Source organism: Sulfitobacter sp. AS92 (assembly GCF_038900015.1).
Lineage (GTDB): Bacteria > Pseudomonadota > Alphaproteobacteria > Rhodobacterales > Rhodobacteraceae > Sulfitobacter.
In genome coordinates this window covers 34,017-57,621 of record NZ_JBBMQL010000013.1, presented here as the reverse complement: position 1 = coordinate 57,621, position 23,605 = coordinate 34,017, and the positions used below count along the sequence as shown (strand labels likewise).

27 protein-coding genes are annotated in these 23,605 nt (G+C 61.6%); 16 read left to right on the top strand and 11 right to left on the bottom strand.

The features are described from left to right. Positions 1-12 precede the first annotated feature (12 nt). The gene (locus WNY61_RS17150) at positions 13-606 is read left to right on the top strand and encodes a glutathione S-transferase (RefSeq protein WP_342852661.1); all 594 of its coding nucleotides are present in this window, start codon (positions 13-15) and stop codon (positions 604-606) included. Here the strand turns inward: WNY61_RS17150 and WNY61_RS17145 are convergent. The 3 genes from WNY61_RS17145 to WNY61_RS17135 are packed head-to-tail and all read right to left on the bottom strand — an operon-like array spanning position 603 to position 3,168. After that, positions 603-1,781: a TIGR03862 family flavoprotein gene (locus WNY61_RS17145; protein ID WP_342852660.1), complete on the bottom strand. Its 1,179-nt coding sequence runs from the start codon at positions 1,779-1,781 to the stop codon at positions 603-605. The two genes, WNY61_RS17150 and WNY61_RS17145, sit on opposite strands and share 4 nt — an antisense overlap. Then, the gene (locus tag WNY61_RS17140) at positions 1,778-2,422 is read right to left on the bottom strand and encodes an enoyl-CoA hydratase/isomerase family protein (RefSeq protein WP_342852659.1); all 645 of its coding nucleotides are present in this window, start codon (positions 2,420-2,422) and stop codon (positions 1,778-1,780) included. Before WNY61_RS17140 ends, WNY61_RS17145 begins: the two co-directional genes overlap by 4 nt. Further along, complete coding sequence (locus WNY61_RS17135; protein ID WP_342852658.1) at positions 2,419-3,168, bottom strand: SDR family oxidoreductase; 750 nt, start codon at positions 3,166-3,168, stop codon at positions 2,419-2,421. Before WNY61_RS17135 ends, WNY61_RS17140 begins: the two co-directional genes overlap by 4 nt. 143 nt (positions 3,169-3,311) lie before the next feature. Between WNY61_RS17135 and WNY61_RS17130 the strand changes: the two genes are divergently transcribed. The 6 genes from WNY61_RS17130 (at position 3,312) to lpxK (ending at position 9,600) form a co-directional block, all read left to right on the top strand. After that, positions 3,312-4,841, top strand: coding sequence for a DUF2125 domain-containing protein (locus WNY61_RS17130; RefSeq protein ID WP_342852657.1), 1,530 nt, complete (start codon positions 3,312-3,314; stop codon positions 4,839-4,841). Between the two features lie 112 nt (positions 4,842-4,953). Continuing rightward, positions 4,954-6,300 (top strand): TldD/PmbA family protein, encoded by a 1,347-nt coding sequence (locus WNY61_RS17125; protein WP_342852656.1) that lies wholly within the window; start codon positions 4,954-4,956, stop codon positions 6,298-6,300. Beyond that, entirely contained in the window at positions 6,293-7,069 is a 777-nt protein-coding gene (locus tag WNY61_RS17120; RefSeq protein ID WP_342852680.1) for a 3'(2'),5'-bisphosphate nucleotidase CysQ, read from the top strand. Before WNY61_RS17125 ends, WNY61_RS17120 begins: the two co-directional genes overlap by 8 nt. Positions 7,070-7,132: 63 nt before the next feature. Further along, a complete protein-coding gene (locus WNY61_RS17115; RefSeq protein WP_342852655.1) occupies positions 7,133-7,375 on the top strand; it encodes a DUF4170 domain-containing protein in 243 nt (80 codons plus the stop codon). A 6-nt stretch (positions 7,376-7,381) separates the two neighbouring features. After that, positions 7,382-8,614: a glycosyltransferase N-terminal domain-containing protein gene (locus WNY61_RS17110; protein WP_342852654.1), complete on the top strand. Its 1,233-nt coding sequence runs from the start codon at positions 7,382-7,384 to the stop codon at positions 8,612-8,614. Then, a complete protein-coding gene (gene lpxK / locus WNY61_RS17105; protein WP_342852653.1) occupies positions 8,614-9,600 on the top strand; it encodes a tetraacyldisaccharide 4'-kinase in 987 nt (328 codons plus the stop codon). The genes WNY61_RS17110 and lpxK overlap by 1 nt, the downstream gene beginning before the upstream one ends. Here lpxK and WNY61_RS17100 read toward each other — a convergent pair. From WNY61_RS17100 to WNY61_RS17090, 3 genes are read right to left on the bottom strand one after another with little or no spacing between them, the layout of a single operon-like run. Beyond that, entirely contained in the window at positions 9,597-10,715 is a 1,119-nt protein-coding gene (locus tag WNY61_RS17100) for a CaiB/BaiF CoA-transferase family protein (protein ID WP_342852652.1), read from the bottom strand. The genes lpxK and WNY61_RS17100 overlap by 4 nt on opposite strands. After that, entirely contained in the window at positions 10,715-11,401 is a 687-nt protein-coding gene (locus WNY61_RS17095) for a DsbA family protein (protein ID WP_342852651.1), read from the bottom strand. Before WNY61_RS17095 ends, WNY61_RS17100 begins: the two co-directional genes overlap by 1 nt. Before the next feature lie 37 nt (positions 11,402-11,438). Then, complete coding sequence (locus WNY61_RS17090) at positions 11,439-11,948, bottom strand: DciA family protein (RefSeq protein ID WP_342852650.1); 510 nt, start codon at positions 11,946-11,948, stop codon at positions 11,439-11,441. Between the two features lie 82 nt (positions 11,949-12,030). On the opposite strand from WNY61_RS17090, the gene mutY reads away from it, so the two are divergent. The 3 genes from mutY to WNY61_RS17075 all read left to right on the top strand — a co-directional run bounded on the left by mutY (position 12,031) and on the right by WNY61_RS17075 (position 14,804). After that, complete coding sequence (gene mutY / locus WNY61_RS17085; RefSeq protein WP_342852649.1) at positions 12,031-13,095, top strand: A/G-specific adenine glycosylase; 1,065 nt, start codon at positions 12,031-12,033, stop codon at positions 13,093-13,095. Positions 13,096-13,161: 66 nt separating this feature from the next. Further along, on the top strand, positions 13,162-14,310 hold the full coding sequence (locus WNY61_RS17080) for an alkane 1-monooxygenase (protein WP_342852648.1): 1,149 nt from the start codon (positions 13,162-13,164) through the stop codon (positions 14,308-14,310). Positions 14,311-14,378: 68 nt separating this feature from the next. Further along, positions 14,379-14,804 carry a response regulator gene (locus WNY61_RS17075; protein ID WP_342852647.1) on the top strand — a complete coding sequence of 142 codons (426 nt, stop codon included), beginning with the start codon at positions 14,379-14,381 and terminating at the stop codon, positions 14,802-14,804. A gap of 114 nt (positions 14,805-14,918) precedes the next feature. Here the strand turns inward: WNY61_RS17075 and WNY61_RS17070 are convergent, their stop codons facing one another. The 3 genes from WNY61_RS17070 to WNY61_RS17060 form a co-directional block, all read right to left on the bottom strand. Continuing rightward, complete coding sequence (locus tag WNY61_RS17070; protein ID WP_342852646.1) at positions 14,919-16,019, bottom strand: site-specific DNA-methyltransferase; 1,101 nt, start codon at positions 16,017-16,019, stop codon at positions 14,919-14,921. Between the two features lie 88 nt (positions 16,020-16,107). Then, a complete protein-coding gene (locus tag WNY61_RS17065; RefSeq protein ID WP_342852645.1) occupies positions 16,108-16,737 on the bottom strand; it encodes a ribonuclease HII in 630 nt (209 codons plus the stop codon). Positions 16,738-16,862: 125 nt separating this feature from the next. Continuing rightward, on the bottom strand, positions 16,863-17,444 hold the full coding sequence (locus WNY61_RS17060) for a hypothetical protein (protein ID WP_342852644.1): 582 nt from the start codon (positions 17,442-17,444) through the stop codon (positions 16,863-16,865). A 217-nt stretch (positions 17,445-17,661) separates the two neighbouring features. Here WNY61_RS17060 and WNY61_RS17055 point away from each other — a divergent pair, with 217 nt between their 5' ends. The 3 genes from WNY61_RS17055 to WNY61_RS17045 all read left to right on the top strand — a co-directional run bounded on the left by WNY61_RS17055 (position 17,662) and on the right by WNY61_RS17045 (position 19,762). Then, positions 17,662-17,955, top strand: a complete 294-nt coding sequence (locus WNY61_RS17055; protein ID WP_342852643.1) for a hypothetical protein — start codon at positions 17,662-17,664, stop codon at positions 17,953-17,955. 1 nt (position 17,956) lies between these two features. Next, positions 17,957-18,631, top strand: coding sequence for a hypothetical protein (locus tag WNY61_RS17050; protein WP_342852679.1), 675 nt, complete (start codon positions 17,957-17,959; stop codon positions 18,629-18,631). 108 nt (positions 18,632-18,739) lie between these two features. Beyond that, positions 18,740-19,762 (top strand): aspartate-semialdehyde dehydrogenase, encoded by a 1,023-nt coding sequence (locus tag WNY61_RS17045; RefSeq protein WP_342852642.1) that lies wholly within the window; start codon positions 18,740-18,742, stop codon positions 19,760-19,762. Between the two features lie 78 nt (positions 19,763-19,840). Here the strand turns inward: WNY61_RS17045 and WNY61_RS17040 are convergent, their stop codons facing one another. Next, on the bottom strand, positions 19,841-20,491 hold the full coding sequence (locus WNY61_RS17040) for a carbonic anhydrase (protein ID WP_342852641.1): 651 nt from the start codon (positions 20,489-20,491) through the stop codon (positions 19,841-19,843). Between the two features lie 155 nt (positions 20,492-20,646). On the opposite strand from WNY61_RS17040, the gene WNY61_RS17035 reads away from it, so the two are divergent. The 3 genes from WNY61_RS17035 (at position 20,647) to WNY61_RS17025 (ending at position 23,249) form a co-directional block, all read left to right on the top strand. Beyond that, positions 20,647-21,024 carry a hypothetical protein gene (locus WNY61_RS17035; protein WP_342852640.1) on the top strand — a complete coding sequence of 126 codons (378 nt, stop codon included), beginning with the start codon at positions 20,647-20,649 and terminating at the stop codon, positions 21,022-21,024. Positions 21,025-21,087: 63 nt separating this feature from the next. Next, the gene (locus WNY61_RS17030) at positions 21,088-22,470 is read left to right on the top strand and encodes a leucyl aminopeptidase family protein (RefSeq protein ID WP_342852639.1); all 1,383 of its coding nucleotides are present in this window, start codon (positions 21,088-21,090) and stop codon (positions 22,468-22,470) included. After that, positions 22,467-23,249 carry an NlpC/P60 family protein gene (locus WNY61_RS17025; RefSeq protein WP_342852638.1) on the top strand — a complete coding sequence of 261 codons (783 nt, stop codon included), beginning with the start codon at positions 22,467-22,469 and terminating at the stop codon, positions 23,247-23,249. Before WNY61_RS17030 ends, WNY61_RS17025 begins: the two co-directional genes overlap by 4 nt. Here the strand turns inward: WNY61_RS17025 and WNY61_RS17020 are convergent. Continuing rightward, the gene (locus WNY61_RS17020) at positions 23,246-23,593 is read right to left on the bottom strand and encodes a DUF2794 domain-containing protein (protein WP_342852637.1); all 348 of its coding nucleotides are present in this window, start codon (positions 23,591-23,593) and stop codon (positions 23,246-23,248) included. The two genes, WNY61_RS17025 and WNY61_RS17020, sit on opposite strands and share 4 nt — an antisense overlap. Positions 23,594-23,605 lie beyond the last annotated feature (12 nt).

Here is a 23,605-nt window from a genome sequence, read left to right as displayed (position 1 = left end):
AGAGGAAATTCAATGTATACTGTCATCGGCGGCACCAAATCCCGCGCTTTTCGCGTCATGTGGATGCTCGAAGAATTGGGCCAGCCCTACGCGCTGAACCCCGCCGCGCCGCGCTCGGAAGAAGCGCGCAAATATAACCCGTCGGGCAAGATCCCTGCACTTGTGGACGGCGATGAGGTACTGACCGATTCCACTGCGATCATGACCTATCTGGCGGACAAGCACGGCGCGCTGACGGCCCCCGCTGGAACGCCCGCCCGCGCCCGGCAAGACGCGATGACCTTTTGGCTGATCGACGAATTCGACGCGATCCTCTGGGCCGCGGCCAAACACAGCTTCATTTTCCCAGAAGAGGCCCGTGTGCCTGCGATCAAAGACAGCCTTAAGGCTGAATTCGAACGCGCGGCCTCAACGCTGTCCGACCGCCTTGAGGGGCCGTTTCTCATGGGCGACCAGATCACTCTGCCGGATCTGCTGGCCGTGCATTGCATCAACTGGTCGATCGGCGCGAACTTCCCGCATGTGGATGACAAGTTGAACCTCTGGGCAAAATCCCTGCGCGAGCGCCCCGCCTTTGTCGCCGCGATGGCCAAGGAAAACGGCTAACGCCGCACCCAATCAACTGCATGGCGACCCGCCCAATGGCCGGTCGCCAGACAGCCATTGATCAGATAGCCGCCCGTGACCGCTTCCCAATCCAGCATTTCCCCGGCGGCAAAGACCCCCGGCAGGTCGCGCAGCATCAGCCGGTCGTCAAGCGCATCGAGCCGCACGCCGCCTGCGGTGGAAATCGCTTCATCCATCGGGCGCAGCCCGGCATGAGCAATTGGCAGTGCCTTCAGCAGTTCTGCCAGTGCTTCGGCACCCTGCGGCAGGGGCCGCGCCATTTCTTGCAACAGCACGATTTGTGCAGGGTTAAGCTTCAGCCGCTTGCGCAGGTGGTTCGCTTGACTGTCCTTGCCCCGCGGCTTTGCCAAACGGGCCATGACATCACCGACCTCTAGGTCTGGCAGTAGATCAAGCGTCAGACCATGCCCTTCGCGCAGCCCGCGCGAGATCGAATAAATGCCGCCGCCCTCTAACCCGCGGGCTGAGATCACCGCCTCCCCGCGCGAGTGGTAAGGCCCAGCCGACCATGCCACCCCTTTCAACGCAGCGCCGAAATGCCGTGTCATGTGAGAGGACCAATCGACAAGCAGACCCACATTCGCTGGGGCAAAATCGCTCAACCCCACCCCGCGCTCGGCCAGTAGGGATGCCCATGCACCAGTGGCCCCCAGCCGGGACCAACTCGCGCCGCCAAGCGCCAGCACGGTCACATCTGCGTTAATCTGCTGCTGTCCATCGGGCGTATCGAAAACGAGCGCATCGCCATCCCAACCCTGCCACTGCCAGCGCGACTTGATCTGCACGCCGTGCGCTGCCAAACGCGCTAACCAAGCGCGCAGCAACGGGGAGGCCTTCATCGCACGGGGAAATACGCGCCCGGTCGAGCCGGTGAAGACCTCTTGGCCCAACCCCTTAGCCCAATCCTGCACCGCTTGGCTATCAAACGCTTTTAAAATGGGACGCAGGGCGGGGGCTGCCTCTTCAAAGGCTGCGAGGAAGGGATCGAATGGCTCCGCTTTGGTCAGGTTCAGCCCCGATTTGCCCGCCATTAAAAACTTGCGCCCCACCGAAGGTTTGCCTTCACAAAGCGTCACGGGCAGGCCCGCGCTAGCCATGACCTCTGCCGCCATGAGTCCGGCAGGCCCGCCACCGATAACGACAGCGCCGCTCATCTGCGCGTTTGCGGATCGAAAACGCCGCCCTCTGGCGCGCACATCTCCTTGATGCCACTGGCGATCTCGGCAGAGGCGGCGCGCGTATCGGCGGCAAGCTCGGCGGCGTGGTTAAGCAGATCTTGCCCTTCCACGATGCGGTCGATCAAGCCAAAGGCCAGCGCCTCTTCCGCCGCAATCTTTTGCCCGCCCATCAAGATCAGCTTGGTCCGCGCGGGCCCAATCAGCGCCGCCATCCGCGCCGGATCAGACGGCTGCGGCAGAAAACCAAGCTTCATCACCGGATAGAAAAACTTTGCCCCCGGCACCGATATGCGCAGGTCGCAGGCCAGCGCCATGCCCATCGCGCCCCCGGCCAGCGTGCCGTTGAGGGCTGCGATGCTCAGCCCCGGCAGCGCCGCCACCGCGCCAGAAAGACGCTCCCAGACATCAGATTTTGCCAAACCCGCACGGGCTTCCTCCAGATCAGCCCCGGCAGAGAAAACTTTGCCCCGTCCTGTCAGGATCACCACCCGAGCGGTTTGCGCCGCCTCCATGATCTCGGCCAGCTCGACCAACATGGCATGGGTCAGGGAATTGGCCTTGTCGGGGCAGTTTATCGTGACGGTCCAAATGTCGCCCGCGCGGTCTAGCTCAATCATATCAGGCCCACCGCCTTGCGGATGCTTTCATCGCGCAGCGAAATCTCATCACCCAAGAAGCGATCCGCCTCGGGGCCACACATCCACAGCAGGGCACGCGCGGGCCAATCCGCGGGAATATGCACGTCCCAATCCAACTGGCTAACCGGGTTCACGCCGCTTTGTTTGATGTCGCGCTGCATGTCGGTTGCGACGGTGCCGGGTGACAGGCCAATGGCGCGGATGCCGTTGCCGCCTTCTTCGTGGTGCAGGCATTGGGTCATCATGTTCGCCGCAGCCTTAGAGGCGCAGTAATGGCTCCAGGCCTCAACCGGACCATGGGCCGCCCCAGAAGAGATCGTCAGGATCGTGCCACCGCCGCCGTCCTTCATCACTGGCAGGGCTGCGCGCATCCCGTGGAAGACGCCTGTGACATTGATGTCGATGGCCTTGGCCCAATCTGCCGGATCAGCCTCCCCCATGAGGGAGATCGGATCAATCACGCCGGCGTTGTTGATCAACACATCAAGTCCCCCAAAGGCCTGCCGCGTCGTCTCAACCGCCGAAGTCATTTCGTTATAACGGGTCACATCGCAGGGGATGGCGATGGCCTGCTTGCCCAGTTCGCCGGACAGATCGGCGATGGCATCCTGACTGCGCGCCAGCAGGGCGACATTGCCGCCTGCTTTGACGAATACACGCGCGGCGGCAGCGCCGATGCCCCGGCTGGCACCGGTAATCATGATCGTCTTGCCTGTCATGTCCATGTGGTGATCCTTATGCTAATTTGGTACATTGCTTGAGGGCTGTGGTAATCCGCCGATCAATCCGGGTCCAGCCTTGCGTCGCTTGACCCTGCGCGGGGATTGGCAGACTCTATGCGCAACTCATTGCCGAAAAGGATTTTCCGATGTCCCGCATTCCCACAGCATCGCTGTTTCTCGCTCTCCCGGTATCGCTGGCATCGACAGCCCTTTGGGCCGATCTGACCCCGGCACAGGTCTGGGGTGATTGGCGCCAATATATGGAAAGCATGGGCTATCAGGTTCAGGCAAGCGAAGCTTTTAACGGCGAAGACCTGACGGTCAGCGATGTGACCCTGAAGATGGACATGGTCGAAGATGGCGGCGATTTCTCCATGTCGCTCGGCACGCTGAGTTTTGAGCCCGAGAGTGACGGTGCCGTCAACGTCCGCATGCCCAATGTCATGCCGATGACCATCAACGTCGCCCCGGAAACGCCCGAAGATGAACCGGTGTCGATGGTGTTGAACTACGCCCAGACGGCCCCGGTGATGCGCGCCAGTGGCAGCCCCGACGCGCTGCAATACGACTATGCCGCCGACACGATCTCGCTTACCCTTGCGGGGCTCAAGGTTGGTGAGCAGAGCTATACCGAAGAAGAGGCCAAGTTCAGCGTCACCGGCAGCGGCGTCAGCAGCCGGACCGAAATGACCGGGACCGAGACGCGCCGCTATGACCAATCAGGGCGCATCGACAGCCTGCAGTATGACGTGGTGATGAAAACGCCCGATGATCCCGCGCGCGTTGCTGTAAAAGGCGGCGTCGATCAGGTGGTCTTTGACGGCAGTGGCGCCCTGCCCATGCTGGAAGCCGGCTCTGACATGGCCGCGATGATGCGCGCAGGCCTTACCTTTGACGGTAGCTTTACCGCGGGCGCGGGCCGTACCGACATGCAGGTCTCTGACCCTGAAAATGGCAATTTCCAACTGGTAACCGGCTCAGCGGGTGCCAAACTGGGTGTGGCCATGGGGCCAGAGGGGATGGTCTATGACGGTGGCCAGCAGGACATCGAAGTCAGTGTCACCGCCGCCGATATGCCCTTTCCGATCCAGTTCAGCATGGCGGAAAGCGCCTTTAACCTAAAAATGCCAGTGATGAAGTCCGAAGAACCGCAGGACTTTGCTTTTGGCGTCACGCTCGACAGCTTCAAGATGTCCGACATGATCTGGGGCATCTTTGATCCGACCAGCCAACTGCCCCGCGACCCCGCGACGTTTGTCGTGGACCTATCCGGCAAGGCCAAGCTGCTGTTCGAACTGATGGACCCCGAGGTGACCGCCACCATGGGCGATGAGTTGCCCGGCGAAATTCACGAATTGAATGTGAATGAAGTGTCACTTGACGTGGCGGGGGCAGAGTTCGATGCCACAGGCGCTATCACTTTTGACAATAACGATTTGGAAACCGTGCCCGGGATGCCCAAACCCGTCGGCGCGCTGGACCTGTCGTTGATCGGGGGCGTGGCCCTGCTCGACAAACTGGTAACCATGGGGCTGATCCCGCAGGAACAGGCACTGGGCGCTCGGATGATGATGGGCCTCTTTACCGTGCCGGGCGAGGGCGAAGACTCTCTGACCTCCAAAATCGAGTTCACCGAAGAGGGCGGCATCCTCGCCAACGGTCAGCAGATCAAATAACGGCACTGCGCGGGCCTGCGCCGCGTCCTCCCAACTCGGGAAAATACTGTGTTGCCCTTGCCCCTCTCGGGGCGGGGGATTACCCCTTTTGCAACCCAATCGGAGCCGAACCATGCCAGAAGCCCTTGATGCATTGACCAAGTCCCTCTTGCAGGCGGCCACAAACGCCGGTGCGGATGCGGCCGATGCCATGGCGATCACGGCAAGCTCTGTCTCGATCGAGGTGCGTGGCGGGGCACTGGAACAGGCCGAACGTTCGGAAGGGACAGACATCGGGTTGCGGGTCTTTGTCGGGCAACGCTCGGCCAATGTTTCGGCCTCCGACACGTCATCACGCACGATTGAGGAAATGGCCGAACGCGCCGTTGCCATGGCCCGCGAAGCACCCGAAGACCCCTATTCCGGGCTGGCCGACCCCGATCAACTCTCCGCCCGCCGCGATGCGGAAGGGCTGGAGCTTTATGACGCAACGCCCGAGCCATCCCCCGAAACCCTGCAAGATGACGCCGCCCGCGCCGAAGCTGCTGCTCTTGCCGTCAAAGGCGTGAGTCAGGTGCAATCGGCGGGCGCAGGCTATGGCGCGCAGGAAATCTACCTCGCTGCGACCAATGGGTTTGAGGGCGGCTATGCCCGCAGTGAGCGTGGGCTGTCCTGCGTCGCCATCGCGGGCAGCGGCACGGGGATGGAGCGCGACTACGACGGGGACAGCCGCATCTTTCAGGCCGATCTACGCGATGCGCAGGATATCGGCACGCGTGCGGGCGAACGGGCGTTGGCGCGGCTCGACGCACGCAAGCCACCCACCGGCAGCTATCCTGTGCTGTTTGACGAACGCATCGCTGCATCGCTGATCGGCCATCTGCTCGGCGCGATCAACGGTCAGGCGATCTCGCGCGGGGCGTCGTTCCTGCGAGGTGCGATGGGCGAACAGGTGCTGCCCGAAGGCCTGTCCCTGATCGAAGACCCGACCCGCATCCGCGCCACCGGCTCTCGCCCGTTTGACGCCGAAGGGCTGCCGACCCAGCAGCGCGCCATCGTCGACAACGGCATCTTGCAAGGTTGGACACTTGATCTGGCCAACGCGCGCAAACTGGAGGCTGCCCCCACCGGCAACGCGGCGCGGGGCACCGGCTCGGGTCCGCAGCCGTCGAACTGGAACATCGCGCTGACCCAAGGGGACGCCAGCCGCGACGATCTGATTGCTGAAATGGGCACTGGGCTGTTGGTCACCTCGATGATCGGCAGCACGATCAACCCCAACACGGGTGACTATTCGCGCGGGGCGTCTGGCCTGTGGGTCGAGAATGGCGAGATCACCCATGCGATCAACGAATGCACCATCGCGGGCAATCTGCGCGACATGCTGCGCGCGATGATCCCCGCCAATGATGCGCGCACGCATCTCAGCCGTGTTGTGCCCTCTCTGCTGGTGCCGGGGATGACCCTTGCCGGTGCCTGAGGACGACCTTGCCCTTTTGATCGACGCGGCCCGCAAGGCGGGTGCTGTGGCGCGCGGCTTTACGGGGGCCACGGCGAAACGCTGGGACAAGGCCGATAACGCGGGACCGGTGACCGAGGCCGATCTGGCGGTGAATGACCTGCTGCTGGCGGAACTGCGCGGTGCACGCGCCGACTATGGTTGGCTGTCGGAGGAGACCGATGACAATACCGACCGGCTGGGCCAAGAGCGGGTCTTTATCATCGACCCGATCGACGGCACCCGCAGCTTTGTCGAAGGCTCCGACACTTGGGCACATTCGCTGGCTGTGGCAGAGGCGGGCAAGATCATCGCGGCGGTGGTCTACCTGCCGATGCGCGACATGCTCTACGCCGCCAGTCGTGGTGGTGGGGCCACGCTAAACGGCGCGCCGATCCGCAGCTCATCGCAGACCAATCTGACCGAGGCCACGGTGCTTGCCGCCCGCCCCGCGCTGGTGGCCGAACGCTGGCACGGCGGCGCGCCGCCCGTGTTCAAACGCAGTTACCGCCCCTCGCTCGCATACCGCATGGCATTGGTGGCTGATGCGTCCTTTGACGCGATGATCACCCTGCGCCGTACATGGGAATGGGACATCGCCGCAGGGACGCTGATCGTGGCTGAAGCGGGCGGCACCTGCGCCACCACCAAGGGCGCGCCGCTCAGGTTCAACAACCCCGACCCGCGCGTGGATGGCATCGTCGCGGGCGGCCCAATGGTGCAGCGCGCGCTGATTGACGCCCTTGCGTGACCGGCCCCATCTGCTAGGCACTATGCGCAGCACCGCAGCTTTGACAGATCAAAGGACAGCTCCATGACCCAACGCCTGCACCTTGTTTTCGGTGGCGAACTTGTCGATCCGACCAAGAACGCGTTCAAGAACGTCGACGACATCCATATCGTCGGCATTTTCCCGGACTATGCCAGCGCCTATGACGCGTGGAAATCCGAAGCGCACCGCACCGTGGATAACGCTCACATGCGCTATTACATCGCCCATCTGCACCGCCTGCGCGACGAGGAAACCTCGGCTTCCTCTACCGAAGAGCTGGAATAAACCACCATGGCGGCGCGGTCGCTGGGGCTTACGGCTTATCGCGCCCTCGTGCGCCGGGGCGGGGCCGAAAGCGCGCCCGCCTATGCACCGCGCCCCCAAGGTGAACTGGTCTGGATGCATGCCGCCGAGGCGGGGAATGTGCTGGCCGTGCTTGACCTTGCCAAACGGCTGATGGCGATGCGCGACCGGTTGGCGGTTTTGGTGACCCTGCCCGAAGGCGCTGCGGCGCATGACATCCCGACGACAGAGGCCCGCGACCTATTCGTCGTCCAAGCGCCCAGCGAGCACCCTGAGAATGTGGAGCGATTCCTTGAGCACTGGCAGCCCAGTTTGTGCCTGTGGACGTGGGGCGCGCTGAGGCCGAACCTTGTGTTGGAAACCTCTGCCCGTGGCTGCCCAATGATGATGATCGACGCCGACAGTGCTGGTTTCGATGGCCGCCGGGACCGCTGGCTGCCCGACGTGACTCGGCAGTTGCTTGCGACCTTCGAACTTGCACTTACCCGCTCCCCAGTTGCCCTGCGCCGCCTCGTACAGCTTGGCCTGCCCCGCACGAAGGGAGAGGCGACCTCGCCGCTTTTGGCAGGGGGGCAGGCGCTACGCTGCGCGGATTCCGATTTGGCGGATATGTCGGCATGCCTGGTCGGTCGCCCGGTTTGGTATGCCACACAGATCCTGCCCGAAGAAATTCCCGTCATACTGACCGCCCACCGCCAAGCGCTGCGCCTGTCGCATCGGCTGCTGCTGATCTTGCACACCCATGACTACGCCACTGCCGACATTGCTTATGAACGTGCCCGCGCGCGGGGGTTCACCACGATGCGGTGGGGGGATGACCCCTACCCCGATGAAACCACGCAAGTCATGGTGGCTGATGATCCCGGCGACCGGGGGCTGTTTTTTCGCGTGGCGCCGGTGTCGTTCCTCGGGTCTTCGCTGGTGTCCGGCCATGGCGGCTGCGATCCCTTCGAGGCGTCGGCGCTTGGGTCTGCCGTACTCTATGGCCCAAAGGTGCGGAACTATTTGCCCTCCTACGGGCGGCTTGCCACGGCGGGCGCCGCGCGGATCGTCAATGATGCAGGCGCGCTTGGGAATGCCGTGTCGCGGCTGATTGCGCCGGATCAGGCGGCGACGATGGCCCACGCGGGTTGGGACGTGATCAGCGAAGGGGCCGAACTGGCCGACCGGGTGATTGAGCTGATGCAAGACCGGCTCGACGAACAAATGGGAGCCACATAATGCGCGCGCCTGACTTCTGGCACTTGCCCCGACCCGACTGGCGCGCCCGCTTGTTGCAGCCGCTTGGCGCGCTTTACGCCGCGGCCACCGCGCGACGGTTGGCTGGCGGCACGCCCCTGCGACTGGGGGTGCCGGTGATCTGCGTGGGCAACATCAACGCAGGCGGCACTGGCAAAACGCCCACGGTGATGGCGGTGCTGCAATATCTGCTAGAGCGCGGCCATCGCCCCCATGTCGTCTCACGCGGTTATGGTGGCACGCTCGAAGGGCCAGTGAGGGTTGATCCAGCTCAACACAGCGCGAATGAGGTGGGGGACGAGCCGCTGCTGCTGGCCGCATTCGCGGATGTTTGGGTAGCCCGTAATCGCGCGGCCGGTGCGCAGGCGGCAGAGGCGGCGGGGGCCAGTGTTGTGGTGCTCGATGACGGCTTTCAAAACCCGGCCCTGGTACAGGATCTGAGCATCGTTGTGGTGGATGCAGTCAAAGGCTTTGGCAACGGCCTCTGCCTGCCAGCCGGACCGCTGCGCGAGCCTGTCGCAGCCGGTCTGGCGCGGGCTGACTTACTGTTGTCGATTGGGGATGACGCAGCGCAGGCGGCTTTCGCGGCAAGGTTGCCAAAGACCGCTCTCCCCCATGCGCAGGCCGAACTCAAGCCTCTGCAAACAGGGATGGATTGGTCCGACTCTCAAGTGCTCGCCTTCGCAGGCATCGGCCATCCTGAGAAGTTCTTCGCCACGCTGCGCGGGTTGGGGGCCACCATCCTCCATGCCGAGGCGTTGGAGGATCACCAGCCGCTGACGGCGCGGCTAATGTTGCGGCTTGAGACCGAAGCCACGATGCGCGGTGCGCAGCTTGTCACCACCGAGAAAGACGCGGTGCGCCTACCGATGGAGTTCCGTGCCAAGGTGCTGACCCTGCCGGTGCGCCTGTCCCTGCCCGAAGGCAATGCGCTGCACGCAGCGCTGGACAGGCTGCCACCGCCCTAGGCCTTGTTGTCTTCGCCCAATTTCGGTGCGGGCCGGTGCAGCGAAAGCTCGGCCCCCGAGAATGTGAAGGGTGAACGCAGCCCCGGCACGCCATCAAGCTCAATCTGCATGCCCCGCGCCACGACCTGCGGATCTGCCATGACATCGGCCATGTCGTTGATCGGCCCGGCAGGCACGCCATGCGCCTCACAAGCGGCCAGCAGATCATCCCGGCTGCACAGACGGGTTGCCCCTGTCAGGCGGCGGATCATCTCGGGCCGGTTGGCGACACGGTCGGCGTTCTTGAGGTATTCCGGCGCGGTGGCCATATCCTCAAGCCCCAGCAACTGACACAGCCGCTGGTACTGCCCGTCATTGCCCGTGGCGATGATGAGATGCCCGTCGGAACATTCAAACACCTCATAGGGCGTCAGGTTCGGATGCGCATTGCCCATCCGTGTCGGCGCCTTGCCGGTGGTCAGATAGTTCATCGCCTGATTGCCGGTGATCGCCACAGCGCAGTCCAAGAGAGCCATGTCGATATGCTGCCCCACGCCGGTTTGGTGACGCTGGTGCACGGCGGCCAAAATCGCGGTGCTGGCATAGACACCAGTGAAGATATCGGTGATCGCCATGCCGGATTTCTGCGGGAGGCCGTCCGGCTCCCCGGTGATCGACATCAGCCCGGACATGCCTTGGATGATGAAATCATAGCCGGCGCGGTGGGCGTATGGGCCGGTTTGGCCGAAACCCGTGATCGAGCAATAGATCAGCTTGGGGAACTGCGCAGACAGGCTGGCATAGTCCAACCCGTATTTCGCCAATCCCCCGGTTTTGAAATTCTCGATCACGATGTCCGCGTCCGCCAAAAGCCCTTTGACCTGCGCCTGACCTTCCTCGGTGCGGAAGTCCACGGTGACAGAGGCTTTGCCCCGGTTCGTCGAATGGAAATAAGAAGCGGTCACGTCCTCGTCACGAGTGACGAAGGGCGGGCCCCATTGGCGGGTGTCATCCCCCGCCGGGCTTTCCACCTTGATCACCTCGCATCCGAGGTCCGACAGTGTCTGACCGGCCCAAGGGCCGGCCAGAACACGCGCCAATTCGACGACTTTCAGTCCTGCAAGCGGAGCGGTCATTAGCCAGCCAGCGCTTCGTCGAGGATTTCCTGCATGTCGGCATAGGCCATGTTGGAGTGCTTTTTGCCGTCGATGACAAAGCTCGGTGTGCTTGAGATGTCATCCTTTTCGGAGTTCTCGGTGTACCATGCCACCAACGCCTCGGCCTTCTCTCCGTCCTTCAGGCATTCATCGAGCATCTCATTATCGAGCCCGGCCAGACGGCCAATTTTGCGCAGTTCATCGACGATCGCCGCAGGCTCACCCGCGCGAGTCCATTCGCTTTGAGATTTGTAGATCAGATCGGCAATGCCAAAGAATTTCTCCTGGCCGCCGCAGCGCGCCACCATGGAGGCCCAAAGACCGTAGCGGTCAAAGAACACTTCACGGTAGATAAATTTCACTTTGCCGCTGTCAATGTAGTCAGCCTTCAGCTTTTTGAAGGTGTCGTTGTGGAAGGTCGCGCAGTGCGGGCAGGTGAAAGACGCGTATTCGATCACCGTGACCGGCGCATTTTCGTCGCCCATGACCATCTCGGTGATGCCAGAGGTATCCACATCGCCTTCAGTCGTCTGGGCATTCGCGGCACCAACGAAAGGTGTCAGCGCAGTGCTGCCGAGGGGAGAGGAGCCGAAGCTGCTTGCGGCAAACCAGCCACCGACGCCAAGTGTGGCGAGACCGCCAAGGATTACGTTTCTGCGATTCATAAGATGTTCCTTTGTCCGTTACGTCAGCTTTAGGTGGTCAGCTTTGGTTCTTGTTCAATATGTTCTCGCCCAGACGTGCAAGGGCTTCGCGCAGCCCCTCGTCTGCCACGGGCTGAGCGGCTTCGGCTGCTTTGCGTTGCAATGCAGGGCTCGGCGCGGTCTTTTCGGCCTTGGGTTTATGGTCAAACGCCACTTGCCCTTCGGCAAAGCCTGTCGCCGCCGTCTGGGTGATCCGCACCCGCGCAATGGCGTTATAGCCATAGACCGAATTGACCCGCGTGCGCAGTTGTTCCTTTTGCATCTCCAGCATGGGCGCATTGGCCCCGGTGGTCAGCAGGGTCAGCGTGGCTCCGATGCCTTCTTTCCGGCCATAGCTCACCTCAACCGGGCGTGAGATGGCGGCGGTCGCTTCGCCCACGATCTCGGTCCAATGGGTCAACAGACGCGATTGCGCAAAGCCACGGGTCTCGCTCGCCTTGCGAATCTGCTGCGAGAGCAGGCTATCGGTGCGTTTAAACCCTTTTGTAGTCGTACGACGTGGCGGCATGGCTTTGTTTCCCGAATATGCTGACATACATAACCATTTGCCCCAGCGTCACCAGCCCCTGCCCTGTGGAAAGGCTTAAACATTGCGTGAGAATACATCCGTCAGCAAGCTGCCGCCGATCCTGCTAGAGTGGTACGACACCCATGCCCGCGCCCTGCCGTGGCGGGTGCCGCCGCATGAGCGGATGGCCGGGGTCATGCCCGACCCCTACCGCATCTGGCTGAGCGAGGTCATGTTGCAGCAGACCACCGTGGCCACGGTGAAGGACTATTTCGCGCGGTTCACCGCCCGCTGGCCGGATGTGGCGGCCCTTGCTGCGGCTGAAGATGCCGATGTGATGGCCGAATGGGCGGGGCTTGGCTATTACGCCCGCGCCCGCAACCTGTTGAAATGCGCGCGTGTGGTGGTGGCAGAGCATGGCGGCAGCTTTCCGGCGGATCATGACGCGCTGCTGAAACTGCCGGGGATCGGGCCTTATACGGCGGCGGCGATCTCCTCCATCGCGTTCGATCTGCCCCATGCGGTGCTTGATGGCAATGTCGAGCGGGTGATGGCGCGGGTCTATGACATTCACACGCCCCTGCCCGCCGCCAAGCCCGAGTTGATGGCGCGGGCCGTCACGCTGACCCCGCAGGACCGGCCCGGAGACTATGCCCAAGCCGTGATGGATCTAGGCGCTACAATCTGCACGCCAAAGTCCCCCGCCTGCGGCATCTGCCCCTGGCGCGAGCCCTGCGTCGCGCGGGCAGAAGGCACAGCGGCGCTGTTGCCAAAGAAAACCCCAAAAAAGCCGAAACCCGTGCGGCACGGCACGGTCTACCTCGCCCAGCGCGAAGATGGCGCGTGGCTGTTGGAGACACGGCCCGACAAAGGGCTGCTCGGCGGGATGCTCGGTTGGCCCGGTTCTGACTGGGTCGACACGTCTGAACCGCGTCCCGAAGGGACGCCGCCGCTAACCGCCGATTGGCAGCCCCTGCCCGGCGAGGTACGCCATACATTCACGCATTTCCACCTAATGTTGACTGTGCAGCACGCACGAGTTGGCCATGACACCGCGCCTGAAAATGGCGAATTCATCGGCCAAAACCAATTCAGCCCCAGTGATTTGCCCACCGTGATGCGCAAGGCTTTCGACCTGACGCGCTAGCGCCGCGTCAGGCTTTGAGCGCCGACTGAACTGCGGTATATCTGACGCGAAGCAGTAAGGTGTCCCATGGCAAACCGAATTATCTCTCCACAAGACCTCGCCCGCCTGTCGCGCGCGCTGCCGTTCTGGATGTCGCTACTGCTGATCCCGCTGGCGTGGTTCTGTGCCATGCAGGGCGGCTGGACCATCGCGCTCCTGCCGCTGGTGACGTGGTATCTCTTTTCGATGCTCGACGCGGTGCTGGGGCTGAACCTCGACAATCCGGACCTAGAGGCCACCGAAGATGACCTCTATTGGTACCGCCTCGTCACGTTAATCTGGGCCCCGCTGCAATTTCTCACTGTCTTTGGGCTGATCTACTATGCCACGCGGGCCGCGCATCTGGATACGGCAGAGCGGATCTTTCTGTTCTTCGGCGTGGGCGTCATCACCGGCACCATCGGCATCAACTATAGCCATGAGTTGATGCACCAGCGGAATAAGACCGAACGCCTCTTGGCGGACACCTTGCTGGCGATGGTGCTCTATTCGCATTTTCGATCCGAGCACTTGCTGGTGCATCACCGCCATGTCGGCACCCCGCGCGACACGGTGACGGCGCGCTATAACGAAGGGTTCCACCGCTTTTACCCGCGCGTGCTGCGCGAGTCGCTGACGTCGGCCTTTCATGCGGAAAAGAACATGCTGGCGCGCAAGGGGCTGCCTTGGACCGACCCGGGCAATCCGTTTTTCAAATACTGGGCGCTGCAGGCCGGTTTTATGCTGCTAGCGCTGGTCTTGGGCGGGTGGAGCGGTCTGGGCCTGTTCCTCGTGCAGGCCGGGGTCGCGATTTGGCAGTTGGAGCTGGTCAATTACATTGAACACTACGGGCTGACGCGCAAACATCTGGGCGGGGCAAAATACGAACACGTCCAGCCGCGCCATTCGTGGAACGCGGCGCATAAGGCCAGCAACTGGTTGCTGATCAACCTGCAACGCCATTCCGATCACCACTACAAACCCGACCGGCGCTTCCCGGTCTTGCAGACCTATGGCCCGGGCGACGCGCCGCAGCTGCCCTATGGCTATCCGGTGATGACCATGGCCGCGATGGTGCCCCCGCTGTGGCGGCGCATCATGAACCCCCGCGTGCGCAAATGGCGCGAGATGTACTACCCTGAAATCACCGACTGGAAAGCCTATAACAAGGCCAGCAATCCCCTGCCCCGTCTCTGAGCGCGGCAACGCAAAGTTAAACTTTGCCTGTCACATAGGCTGCGATTGTTACCAGTGGAGTGGTATTGATGCAGCGACAGCAAGCGTCCTTGGGGGCGGCCTATGATGGCACCTGTCTGATCGTCGAGGACAGTGAGTTTGACAGAGAGAGGCTGCGCCGCGTTCTGGCCCGCGCCTATGGCGGGATGCGGGTGGAGTTCGCCCCCAGCATCGACGCCGCGCGCAAGGCGCTGAGCGCGGGGGACAAGGCGCTCATTTTGCTCGACAACAACCTGCCCGACGGGTTGGGCGCGAATTTCGCGCTGGAGCTGGCCTGCGACGACCGCCATGCACAGACGCCGGTGATTATGGTCAGCGATTGGCCCTCCCCCGGCATGTGGGAAAAAGCCGCCTCTGCCGGGGTGCTCTACATGGTGAATAAATCCGATTTCGATGCCCGCTATATTGACGCCGTGCTGCGTGAGTTTCAGGCCCGCAAGCGTTGGGTGAATTAGGCCGATCCAACAAAAAAACCCCGCCATGGGGCGGGGTCAAGGTAGGCACCCGTGTGGCTGCCCCTCACGCGGAGGGGCCACGGGTGCCGGCGGTGTTCGATTGTTCGGAGTAGATCAGTTGGCCATCTCGGCTCTGATCTGCTGACGCAAAATGTCGATGGGGACATTCTTGCCGTCTTTCTTGTAGCACCAATAGGTCCAGCCATTGCAGCTTGGCGCTTTCTCATAGGCCGCGCCCACCTGATGGATCGACCCTTTGACATCGCTGCCAATCAGGGTGCCATCGGCACGGACCTTGGCCTTGTGGCGGCCATTCATGGAATAGAGGTTTTCGCCCGGGCGCAGCATGCCCCGCTCGACCAACTGACCGAAAGGCACGCGCGGCTCGGCACGTTTGGAGGTGGTGGTTTGCAGCGCTTCGTTGTCGAACTTGCGCACCATGGAGATGCGTTTCTCGGCCACCTTGCGGTAAGCTGCCTCACGCTCGATCCCGATAAAATCACGGCCCAGCATCTTGGCCACAGCGCCGGTGGTGCCGGTGCCAAAGAACGGATCGAGAATCACATCACCGGGGTTGGTCGAGCCAACGAGGATGCGGTGCAGCAGGCTTTCGGGCTTTTGCGTCGGATGGGCCTTGTCGCCCGCATCGTCTTTCAAACGCTCATGGCCGGTGCAGATCGGCAGCACCCAATCGCTGCGCATCTGGATGCCTTCGTTCAACGCTTTCAGCGCTTCGTAGTTAAAGGTGTATTTGCTGTTCTCGCTCTTGCCGGCCCAGATCATCGTCTCATGGGCGTTGGTGAAGCGCTTGCCGCGGAAGTTCGGCATTGGGTTCGACTTGCGCCAGACCACATCATTAAGGATCCAGAACCCTTGGTCCTGCAGTGCCGCGCCAACGCGGAAGATGTTGTGATAGCTGCCGATCACCCAGATCGCGCCATCGGGTTTCAGCAAACGCCGTGCGGCTTTGAGCCAAGCACGGGTGAAATCATCATAGGCCTTAAAGCTGGCGAATTGGTCCCATTCGTCATCAACTGCATCGACCTTGGAGTTGTCCGGGCGATGCAAATCACCCCGCAACTGCAAGTTGTAGGGCGGATCCGCGAAGATCAGATCCACCGACTCTGCTGGGAGGGCGTCCATTGCCTCAATGCAATCGCCCGCAACAATAGTGTTCAAGGGAAGCGCCGCAGCACCCTTTGTCATCGTTTTCATATCTCTGCCTCATTACCCGGCGCTTAAGCGCTCATTGGTTGTGGATAAAATGGGGCATCAGAGATTCGTGGTCAATTTCTTTTTTGAATCAATCGGTTAACAAATTAGCTTGATACAAGATATTGTGTATAGGTTTGAACAAACGTCTATGGTGTGGGGTAACACCAAGATCCCGCAGGGCAGCCATGTGGCTTTTCGATCCATAGCCCATATTGGTTTCCCAACCATATCCAGGATGCTGTTGCGCCAAGTCCACCATGAGTCTATCGCGCACGGTTTTGGCAACGATAGAAGCCGCTGAGATCGACAGACAGCGGGCGTCCCCTTTCACCACAGGTTGCGCAGGCAGCGCCAGATCGCGCGGAAGCATATTGCCGTCGATCAATGCGTAATCCGCCGCGCAGGACAATCCGGCGAGTGCGCGGGTCATCGCCAAATGGCTGGCACGCAAGATGTTGTGTTCTTCGATCTCTTCGACGGTGGCATGGGCCACGCAAACGACAGCCACCGACATGATCTCATCATAGAGCCGTTCTCGGGCGCGGGCGGTCAGCTTTTTAGAATCGTTCAGCCCCTCGGGGATCTGCCCCTCGGTAAAGACCACAGCGGCGGCGGTGACCGGCCCGGCCAGCGGGCCACGGCCCACTTCGTCCACACCGGCGATGGTGCGAAAACCGCGGGTAATCGCCCCGCGTTCAAATTCAAAGTCTGGTATCATGGAGGCGGTGAAACCGCATGCGCCCAAAAGGTGCAACAAAAAAAGAGAAAGGGGAGGCGCCCGAACACCCCCCCTTTCAAAACCCGAGCGACAGGGACGTGCCGCTCGGTCAAGGCACGCCGGCGTTACCGACGGGCCAAGCTGTAACCCGAGTCGCGTAGACAGCGGGCGTCATAGCCGTAGCGCGCGCCTTCAGTCGTACTGACGCGTTTGGCGCAGTAGCTGGGCAGGCGATCGGCATAGGAGTAATTCTGTTCAAGGCAGGGCTCGCCAAACATCATGACTTTGCCCTCATCGCCCTGATAGCTGCGGAAGCACTGCTGCGGCAGCAGCTTGCGGTCGACCCGCTCTGGCAGCGGGCGCACTTCGCGCGTGGGATAGGTGGCGCGGTCGCGCTCAGGGTTAGTCCGGTCGCTGCGGCGCGGTTCGGGGCGCGGATCAATATAGGGGCGCGGGTGGGGCCGTTTGGAAACCGTGGGGTAATAACGCGGCGCCTCATACACCGGAGCGGCGCGGCGGCGGGTGACCATTTCGCGTTCTTCGCGGTCCTTTTTGTTGTCGTAGATCATCTTGCCTACGATCGCGACGCCCGCAATCGCGGCGAGGGTGCGCAACACTTCCTTTTCATCGGCAGCGGCAGGACGGGCACCAAAAGCGGTGATGGCAACCGCTGCGGCGGCGATGGTAGCAATGAACTTGCGGTACATGGGTCTGGTCCCTTCTCGTTTATCGGCGCGTTCGATGCGCCCTTGATCGTCTACGGCCTTAACTCGGGGGCCGCGTATCGGTTCGTGTGTCTGTTGGTGCCACCAAATTGGGGGGAGGGCCAAAGACAGGCAATAACAGGGGGTCGTTATTGGATAACAAGGCGCCCAAAGCGCCTTGGTTATTGAATATCAGCGGGCGAAAGAGCATTAAAAACATATGAAAAACCCATGTCTCTCCTTACTGACCGCGCTGACGGTCATACTGGCCCTGCCCGCTGCGGCAACGGCCGGATGCTTTGCCGATTACAAGGCCAAGCAAGACAATCCGCTGCGCCTCCATTACGGGGTGGCGCAGATTTCCGAGGCCTGTGAGCCAGCCTCCGCCGAAACCGAACTCACACCGCGTCTTGCGGCGGAGGGCTGGACATTGTTGAATGTACTGTCCGTGTTCGATGACGACGGACTGGATCAAAGGAAAGACAGTGCAGGAACATTCTACCTCCGCTTCTGACATGCGCAGATTTGGCGGGCGTTTCGTGATCGGTGGCATCGCCGCCGTCGTGGCCGTACTTCTGGCCGGGGCGGTTGTGCTACTTTGGGCGCTGCCAGATGCGAACGTCTTTAATGCGCGGGTTGAGCGGATCTTTATCGAGAATGACGATCTGACCACCCAAGCCGAGATCAAACTGCTCGAAATTCTCGCCCAATCCGGCACTGCATTCTCAGAGACTTTGGCCAGCTACCGTGTCGTGATCGTTGTGTTGCTGATCTTTGCCAGCGCCATGCTGGTCGCAGCGATGGTGTTTTTGTTCATGCTGGTCGGCTTCAACCGCCGCATGGCGCAGATTGAGCGGACCGGCATTCAGGTGAATTCCCTACTGATCAGCCGCGAAGAAAATACCGTTTACCTCAACAACCTTGGTTTCAAACTCACCGCCGCCGCGATGGAGACGATGTCTGTCCTTGCCGAAGCGCGGATGGATGACGACGTGCTGTCAGGTTCTGAGATTGAAGGGATGATCTCGGGTCGCAATGCCGCGGATTGTGATGAGGCCGCCGGGGCCACGCGGATCAAACGTTTGCGCGACACATTAGGCAATCAATTGGTGTCGGAACTGCTGGTCAAAAACATCGCCCGGCGTGGCTATATGCTGGCGATCAACAAGGACGTCATCAAGGTTCTTTAACCCCGGCAGAGCGGCGCCCTGCCCGGTCTGCGCGCGGCTGGCCCTAGCCAATGCCCCGCAGGCACGTTAAATGGCGTCAAATTTAATTGGACAGACTGGAGTAATCAGATGGGTTATCGCGTCGCCGTCGTCGGTGCCACAGGCAATGTGGGCCGTGAAATGTTGAACATCCTAGCAGAGCGTCAGTTCCCCGTGGACGAGATCGTGGCCCTGGCCAGCCGCCGTTCGCTGGGCTCGGAAATCAGCTTTGGGGATAAAACCCTTAAGTCCAAAGACCTCGACGCTTTCGATTTCACTGGCTGGGACATCGCACTTTTCGCCGTGGGTTCCGAAGCGACCAAGAAATACGCCCCCGCCGCTGCCAAGGCTGGCTGCGTGGTGATCGATAACTCGTCGCTCTACCGCTATGATCAAGACGTGCCGTTGATCGTGCCGGAAGTGAATCCCGAGGCCGTGCACGGCTATTCCAAGAAGAACATCATCGCCAACCCCAACTGCTCGACCGCGCAGATGGTTGTGGCGCTGAAACCACTGCACGACCGCGCCAAGATCAAACGCGTTGTCGTTTCGACTTACCAGTCGGTTTCCGGCGCGGGCAAAGAGGGCATTGATGAGCTTTGGGACCAGACCAAGAGCATCTACAACCCGACTGACGACAAGCCTGCCACCAAGTTCACCAAGCAGATCGCCTTCAACGTGATTCCGCATATCGACGTCTTCCTTGAGGACGGTTCGACCAAGGAAGAATGGAAGATGGTCGCCGAGACCAAAAAAATCATCGACACCAGCATCAAGGTCACCGCGACCTGCGTGCGCGTTCCGGTTTTCGTAGGCCACGCCGAAGCCATCAACATCGAGTTTGAAGACCACCTTGATGAAGCCGAGGCCCGCGACATCCTGCGCGAAGCACCCGGCATCATGGTGATCGACAAGCGCGAAGACGGTGGCTATGTCACGCCCGTCGAGTGCGTGGGTGATTTTGCCACATTCATCAGCCGCATCCGTCAGGACAGCACCATCGACAACGGTCTGAACCTGTGGTGCGTTAGCGACAACCTGCGCAAAGGTGCCGCCCTGAACGCCGTGCAGATTGCCGAACTGCTGGGCCGCGAAGTGCTGAAGAAGGGCTGAAGCTCAGCTACAGTTCTGGAATAAAAAAGGGGGCCAAGCGGCCCCCTTTTTCGTCTCTACGGTTTCGGTTCGACAAACTTAAACCGGCTCGAACTTATGCGCCTTGGCGTCGTAATATTCCAAACTGCCTTCACCGATATCGGTCCAAAGCCCGTGCAGGCTCAGCGTGCCGGAATCAACCTTGTCCTTGATCCACGGGAAGGTCATCAGGTTCTCAAGCGAGGTCAAAACCGCCTCCCGCTCCAGCAACAACTGCTGTTCGGCGGGGTCTTCGACCTTCTCGACCACCTCATATTTCGGGCGCAGCAGGTCCATCCAGCGGCCCACGAAACTGTCTTGGTTCTCAAGCTCGGGCGCTTTGCCCTGACACATCTGGATACAACCCGCGACGCCACCGCAGCTGGAATGGCCCAGCACGATCAGATGCGCGACCTTCAGTGCATTGACGGCATATTCCACTGCCGCCGAGGTGCCGTGCTGTTTACCATCCGGCTCGTAGGGCGGGACGAGGTTGGCGATATTGCGGTGAATGAAGAACTCACCCTGATCGGCGCCAAAGATCGAGGTCACATGCACGCGGCTGTCGCAGCAAGAGATCACCATCGCGCGCGGGCGCTGCCCCTCAGCGGCCAACCGGCGGTACCATGTCTGGTTCTCGGCATAGCCGGTCGCCTTCCACCCTTGATAGCGTTGCAACAGATACGACGGCAGAGCCTTGGCCTTGTCCATGTGTAAACGTCCCCTAATGCGTGATGCGGTTTAAGCGCAGATAGCGCAAATGCCATACGAATTCGAGAGAAAAGGCACTGCCATCGCAACCCTTTGCACACCTTCTCGCGCCATAGTGCTTCAAGGCCGTGGGGGCTGATTGAAGGATGATAACGATGCAACTTATGCAAATACGCCCGACCGAGCAGGTCAATGTCGATCAGGATTGTTTGGGACTGCTTTACACCCAACTTGGCGAGGTGGGGGCCGAAGATGTCGTTTGCCGCGCGATGGAGGAATTAGCCCTGCGCATGTCGCATTGCAAAAAGCTACATCAGGCACAAGACCGGGCCGGGTTACGCAAGAGCGTGCACCGCCTGATCGCAATTGCCGAGCAGATTGGCATGGCGCTGGTGGCACGGGTGGCCGTAGATGTGGTGGCCTGTATCGACGCCGAGGATGATATCGCGACGGCGGCAACCCTGTCACGGTTGGTCCGCAGCGGAGAACGGTCACTGACCGCGATTTGGGACTTGCCGGACCTGACGATCTGACGCCTTGCGGGTGGCGATGGAAAAGGTAGGCTGCGCGCAAATCCCGATTTGCAAAGGTTTGTCATGTCCGCCGAATTCGCCACCCCCTCTTCCGCCACCCTGCCGCTGCATGTCTTGAGCGAAGCCGCGCTTGAGGGTTGGCTTGCCGATCAACCCAAGCCGGTGCAGGCTTGGGTGAACGCCAGCGGCTTTGCCGGGGGTCTTGGTCAGGCGCTTGTCGTGCCGGGCGCCGAGGGCACGCCGGTGATGGCGCTGGCAGGCTTCGGCAATGACGCGGCACGCCGCCGGGGGCGGTTCCACCTTGCTGCTGCCGCCGCGCGCCTGCCCGCAGGCGAGTACCGCATCGAGAGTGGGCTGCCCAAGGATCAGGCGGCGAATGAGGCGCTTGGCTGGCTGCTGGCAGGCTACCGTTTTGACCGCTACCGCGACCAGACTCCGCTGGCGGCCCGTCTTGTCGCGCCCGACGGGATCGACGCCGATCAAGTTGCCGCGCTTGCGACCGGCGAGATGCTGACCCGCGACCTGATCAACACCCCCGCCTCTGACATGGGCCCGCCCGATCTCGAAGCTGCCGCGCGCAAACTGGCCGAGCAGCATGGCGCGAAGATTGAGGTCACCACCGGCGACGCGCTGCTAGAAAATAACCTGCCGATGATCCACACCGTAGGCCGCGCCGCCGACCGCGCGCCGCGCTTGATTGATATGACGTGGGGCGACAAGGGGCCAAGGCTCACGCTCGTTGGCAAAGGCGTCTGTTTCGATACAGGTGGGCTGAACCTCAAGCCCGGTGCATCGATGGCGCTGATGAAAAAGGACATGGGCGGGGCCGCTGCCGTGCTGGGGCTTGCACATATGATCATGGCCACTGGCATGGCCGTGCAGCTGCGCGTGCTGATCCCGGCGGTGGAAAATTCCGTCTCTGGCAATGCCTTCCGCCCCGGAGACATCCTGACCTCGCGCAAGGGGCTGACGGTTGAGATTAACAACACAGATGCCGAAGGGCGTCTGGTATTGGCCGACGCACTGGCCTTGGCGGATGAGGGCAAGCCGGATCAGATCATCTCAATGGCGACGCTCACCGGGGCTGCGCGTGTCGCCGTGGGGCCGGACCTTGCGCCCTATTACAGCGATGACAGTGATTTCGTCACGGCACTGGAAAACGCTGCCGCAGGTTCTGCCGATCCGGTCTGGCGGATGCCTTTCCATGACGCTTACGAGGCGCTGATCGAGCCGGGCATCGCCGACCTCGACAATGCGCCCAAGGGGGGCTTCGCCGGGTCGATCACCGCGGCACTTTTCCTGCGCCGCTTTGTGACCGACAGCAAATACGCGCATTTCGATATTTATGGCTGGCAGCCCGCCGACGCTCCCGCCCGCCCCAAAGGCGGAGCAGGCCAAGGCACCCGCGCGCTCTATGCCGCGCTACCAGCCCTACTGAAACTATGAGCGACCCGCGCCTCACCCCTGATCCGGCGCTGATGACCCTAAACCGCCCAGCGCAGGTGGCGGTGCCGGTGGCTGACCTTTGCCGCCGACCCGACGGGCCACGCGACCGGCAGGTGTTGTTTGGTGAGCCGTTGACCGTGCTGCATGAAGCCTCAGGCTGGGCCTATGTGCAGGCCGAGAAGGACAGTTACTGCGGCCATGTTCTGCAAAGCGCGCTCGCCGCGCCGCGCAAGGCCACGCATCGCGTCAGCGTGCCCGCCACCCACGCCTATGCCCGCGCCGATCTGAAATCGCCTGACCTGCTTAGTCTTAGTTTCGGCAGTTTGGTGACGGTCACGGAGATGACCAAAGGTTTTGCCGAAACGCCGCAGGGGCATATCCCCAAGGGGCACCTCGCCCCGCTGGACCAGCTTAACGACAACCCGGCCTCGGTGGCAGCGCTTTTTCTCGGCACACCCTACCTTTGGGGCGGTAACAGCCGCTGGGGGATCGATTGTTCGGGCCTTGTGCAGGCAGCACTTCTGGCTTGCGGCATCCCCTGCCCCGGCGACAGCGATCAGCAAGAGACCACCGTAGGTGCGCCGGTCAGTGGTGACTACCAACGCAATGACCTCCTGTTCTGGAAGGGCCATGTGGCGCTGGTCGTGGATGCCGATACAATGATCCACGCTAATGCACATGCAATGGCCGTCACCTATGAGAACATAGCCGATGCCATCACCCGCATCGATAAAGGCGGCGATGGCCCGGTCACTGCACATCGACGCCTCGGCGCTTAATCCACCGACCGGATCAGCTTGCGTTCCAACACGCGCAGCACGGCCTTAAGGTCATGGCCCCGCCGCAAAACCTGCCCGCCGGTGCCGACAACCGCATACATCCCCTGCCGATTGCGCAGCTTGGGCCGCTTTTCGATCCGGTAAAGCGGTATCTCTGCCGTGCGCCGAAAGACCGAGAACACAGCCACTTCCCGCAGATGAGAAATTCCGTAGTCGCGCCACTCTCCCGCGGCGACCATCCGGCCATAAAGCGAGAGGATCAGCGACAGCTCCGTGCGGTGAAAGGCGACCTGTTCAGCGGGGCGCTCGAAAGCCGATATCGGCGATGGTGGCTCAATGCTCATAGTTTGACAGTT

Coding starts and splice junctions, on each gene's coding strand:
- WNY61_RS17100 (WP_342852652.1), bottom strand. CDS start 10,715: ATGACCGCTCCGCTTGCAGGACTGAAAGTCGTCGAATTGGCGCGTGTT.
- WNY61_RS17055 (WP_342852643.1), top strand. CDS start 17,662: ATGAAAAACCCATGTCTCTCCTTACTGACCGCGCTGACGGTCATACTG.
- WNY61_RS17045 (WP_342852642.1), top strand. CDS start 18,740: ATGGGTTATCGCGTCGCCGTCGTCGGTGCCACAGGCAATGTGGGCCGT.
- WNY61_RS17050 (WP_342852679.1), top strand. CDS start 17,957: ATGCGCAGATTTGGCGGGCGTTTCGTGATCGGTGGCATCGCCGCCGTC.
- WNY61_RS17095 (WP_342852651.1), bottom strand. CDS start 11,401: ATGAATCGCAGAAACGTAATCCTTGGCGGTCTCGCCACACTTGGCGTC.
- WNY61_RS17020 (WP_342852637.1), bottom strand. CDS start 23,593: ATGAGCATTGAGCCACCATCGCCGATATCGGCTTTCGAGCGCCCCGCT.
- lpxK (WP_342852653.1), top strand. CDS start 8,614: ATGCGCGCGCCTGACTTCTGGCACTTGCCCCGACCCGACTGGCGCGCC.
- WNY61_RS17125 (WP_342852656.1), top strand. CDS start 4,954: ATGCCAGAAGCCCTTGATGCATTGACCAAGTCCCTCTTGCAGGCGGCC.
- WNY61_RS17090 (WP_342852650.1), bottom strand. CDS start 11,948: ATGCCGCCACGTCGTACGACTACAAAAGGGTTTAAACGCACCGATAGC.
- WNY61_RS17030 (WP_342852639.1), top strand. CDS start 21,088: ATGTCCGCCGAATTCGCCACCCCCTCTTCCGCCACCCTGCCGCTGCAT.
- WNY61_RS17135 (WP_342852658.1), bottom strand. CDS start 3,168: ATGGACATGACAGGCAAGACGATCATGATTACCGGTGCCAGCCGGGGC.
- WNY61_RS17080 (WP_342852648.1), top strand. CDS start 13,162: ATGGCAAACCGAATTATCTCTCCACAAGACCTCGCCCGCCTGTCGCGC.
- WNY61_RS17025 (WP_342852638.1), top strand. CDS start 22,467: ATGAGCGACCCGCGCCTCACCCCTGATCCGGCGCTGATGACCCTAAAC.
- WNY61_RS17140 (WP_342852659.1), bottom strand. CDS start 2,422: ATGATTGAGCTAGACCGCGCGGGCGACATTTGGACCGTCACGATAAAC.
- WNY61_RS17060 (WP_342852644.1), bottom strand. CDS start 17,444: ATGTACCGCAAGTTCATTGCTACCATCGCCGCCGCAGCGGTTGCCATC.
- WNY61_RS17150 (WP_342852661.1), top strand. CDS start 13: ATGTATACTGTCATCGGCGGCACCAAATCCCGCGCTTTTCGCGTCATG.
- WNY61_RS17040 (WP_342852641.1), bottom strand. CDS start 20,491: ATGGACAAGGCCAAGGCTCTGCCGTCGTATCTGTTGCAACGCTATCAA.
- WNY61_RS17070 (WP_342852646.1), bottom strand. CDS start 16,019: ATGAAAACGATGACAAAGGGTGCTGCGGCGCTTCCCTTGAACACTATT.
- WNY61_RS17065 (WP_342852645.1), bottom strand. CDS start 16,737: ATGATACCAGACTTTGAATTTGAACGCGGGGCGATTACCCGCGGTTTT.
- WNY61_RS17075 (WP_342852647.1), top strand. CDS start 14,379: ATGCAGCGACAGCAAGCGTCCTTGGGGGCGGCCTATGATGGCACCTGT.
- WNY61_RS17130 (WP_342852657.1), top strand. CDS start 3,312: ATGTCCCGCATTCCCACAGCATCGCTGTTTCTCGCTCTCCCGGTATCG.
- WNY61_RS17035 (WP_342852640.1), top strand. CDS start 20,647: ATGCAACTTATGCAAATACGCCCGACCGAGCAGGTCAATGTCGATCAG.
- WNY61_RS17145 (WP_342852660.1), bottom strand. CDS start 1,781: ATGAGCGGCGCTGTCGTTATCGGTGGCGGGCCTGCCGGACTCATGGCG.
- WNY61_RS17115 (WP_342852655.1), top strand. CDS start 7,133: ATGACCCAACGCCTGCACCTTGTTTTCGGTGGCGAACTTGTCGATCCG.
- WNY61_RS17110 (WP_342852654.1), top strand. CDS start 7,382: ATGGCGGCGCGGTCGCTGGGGCTTACGGCTTATCGCGCCCTCGTGCGC.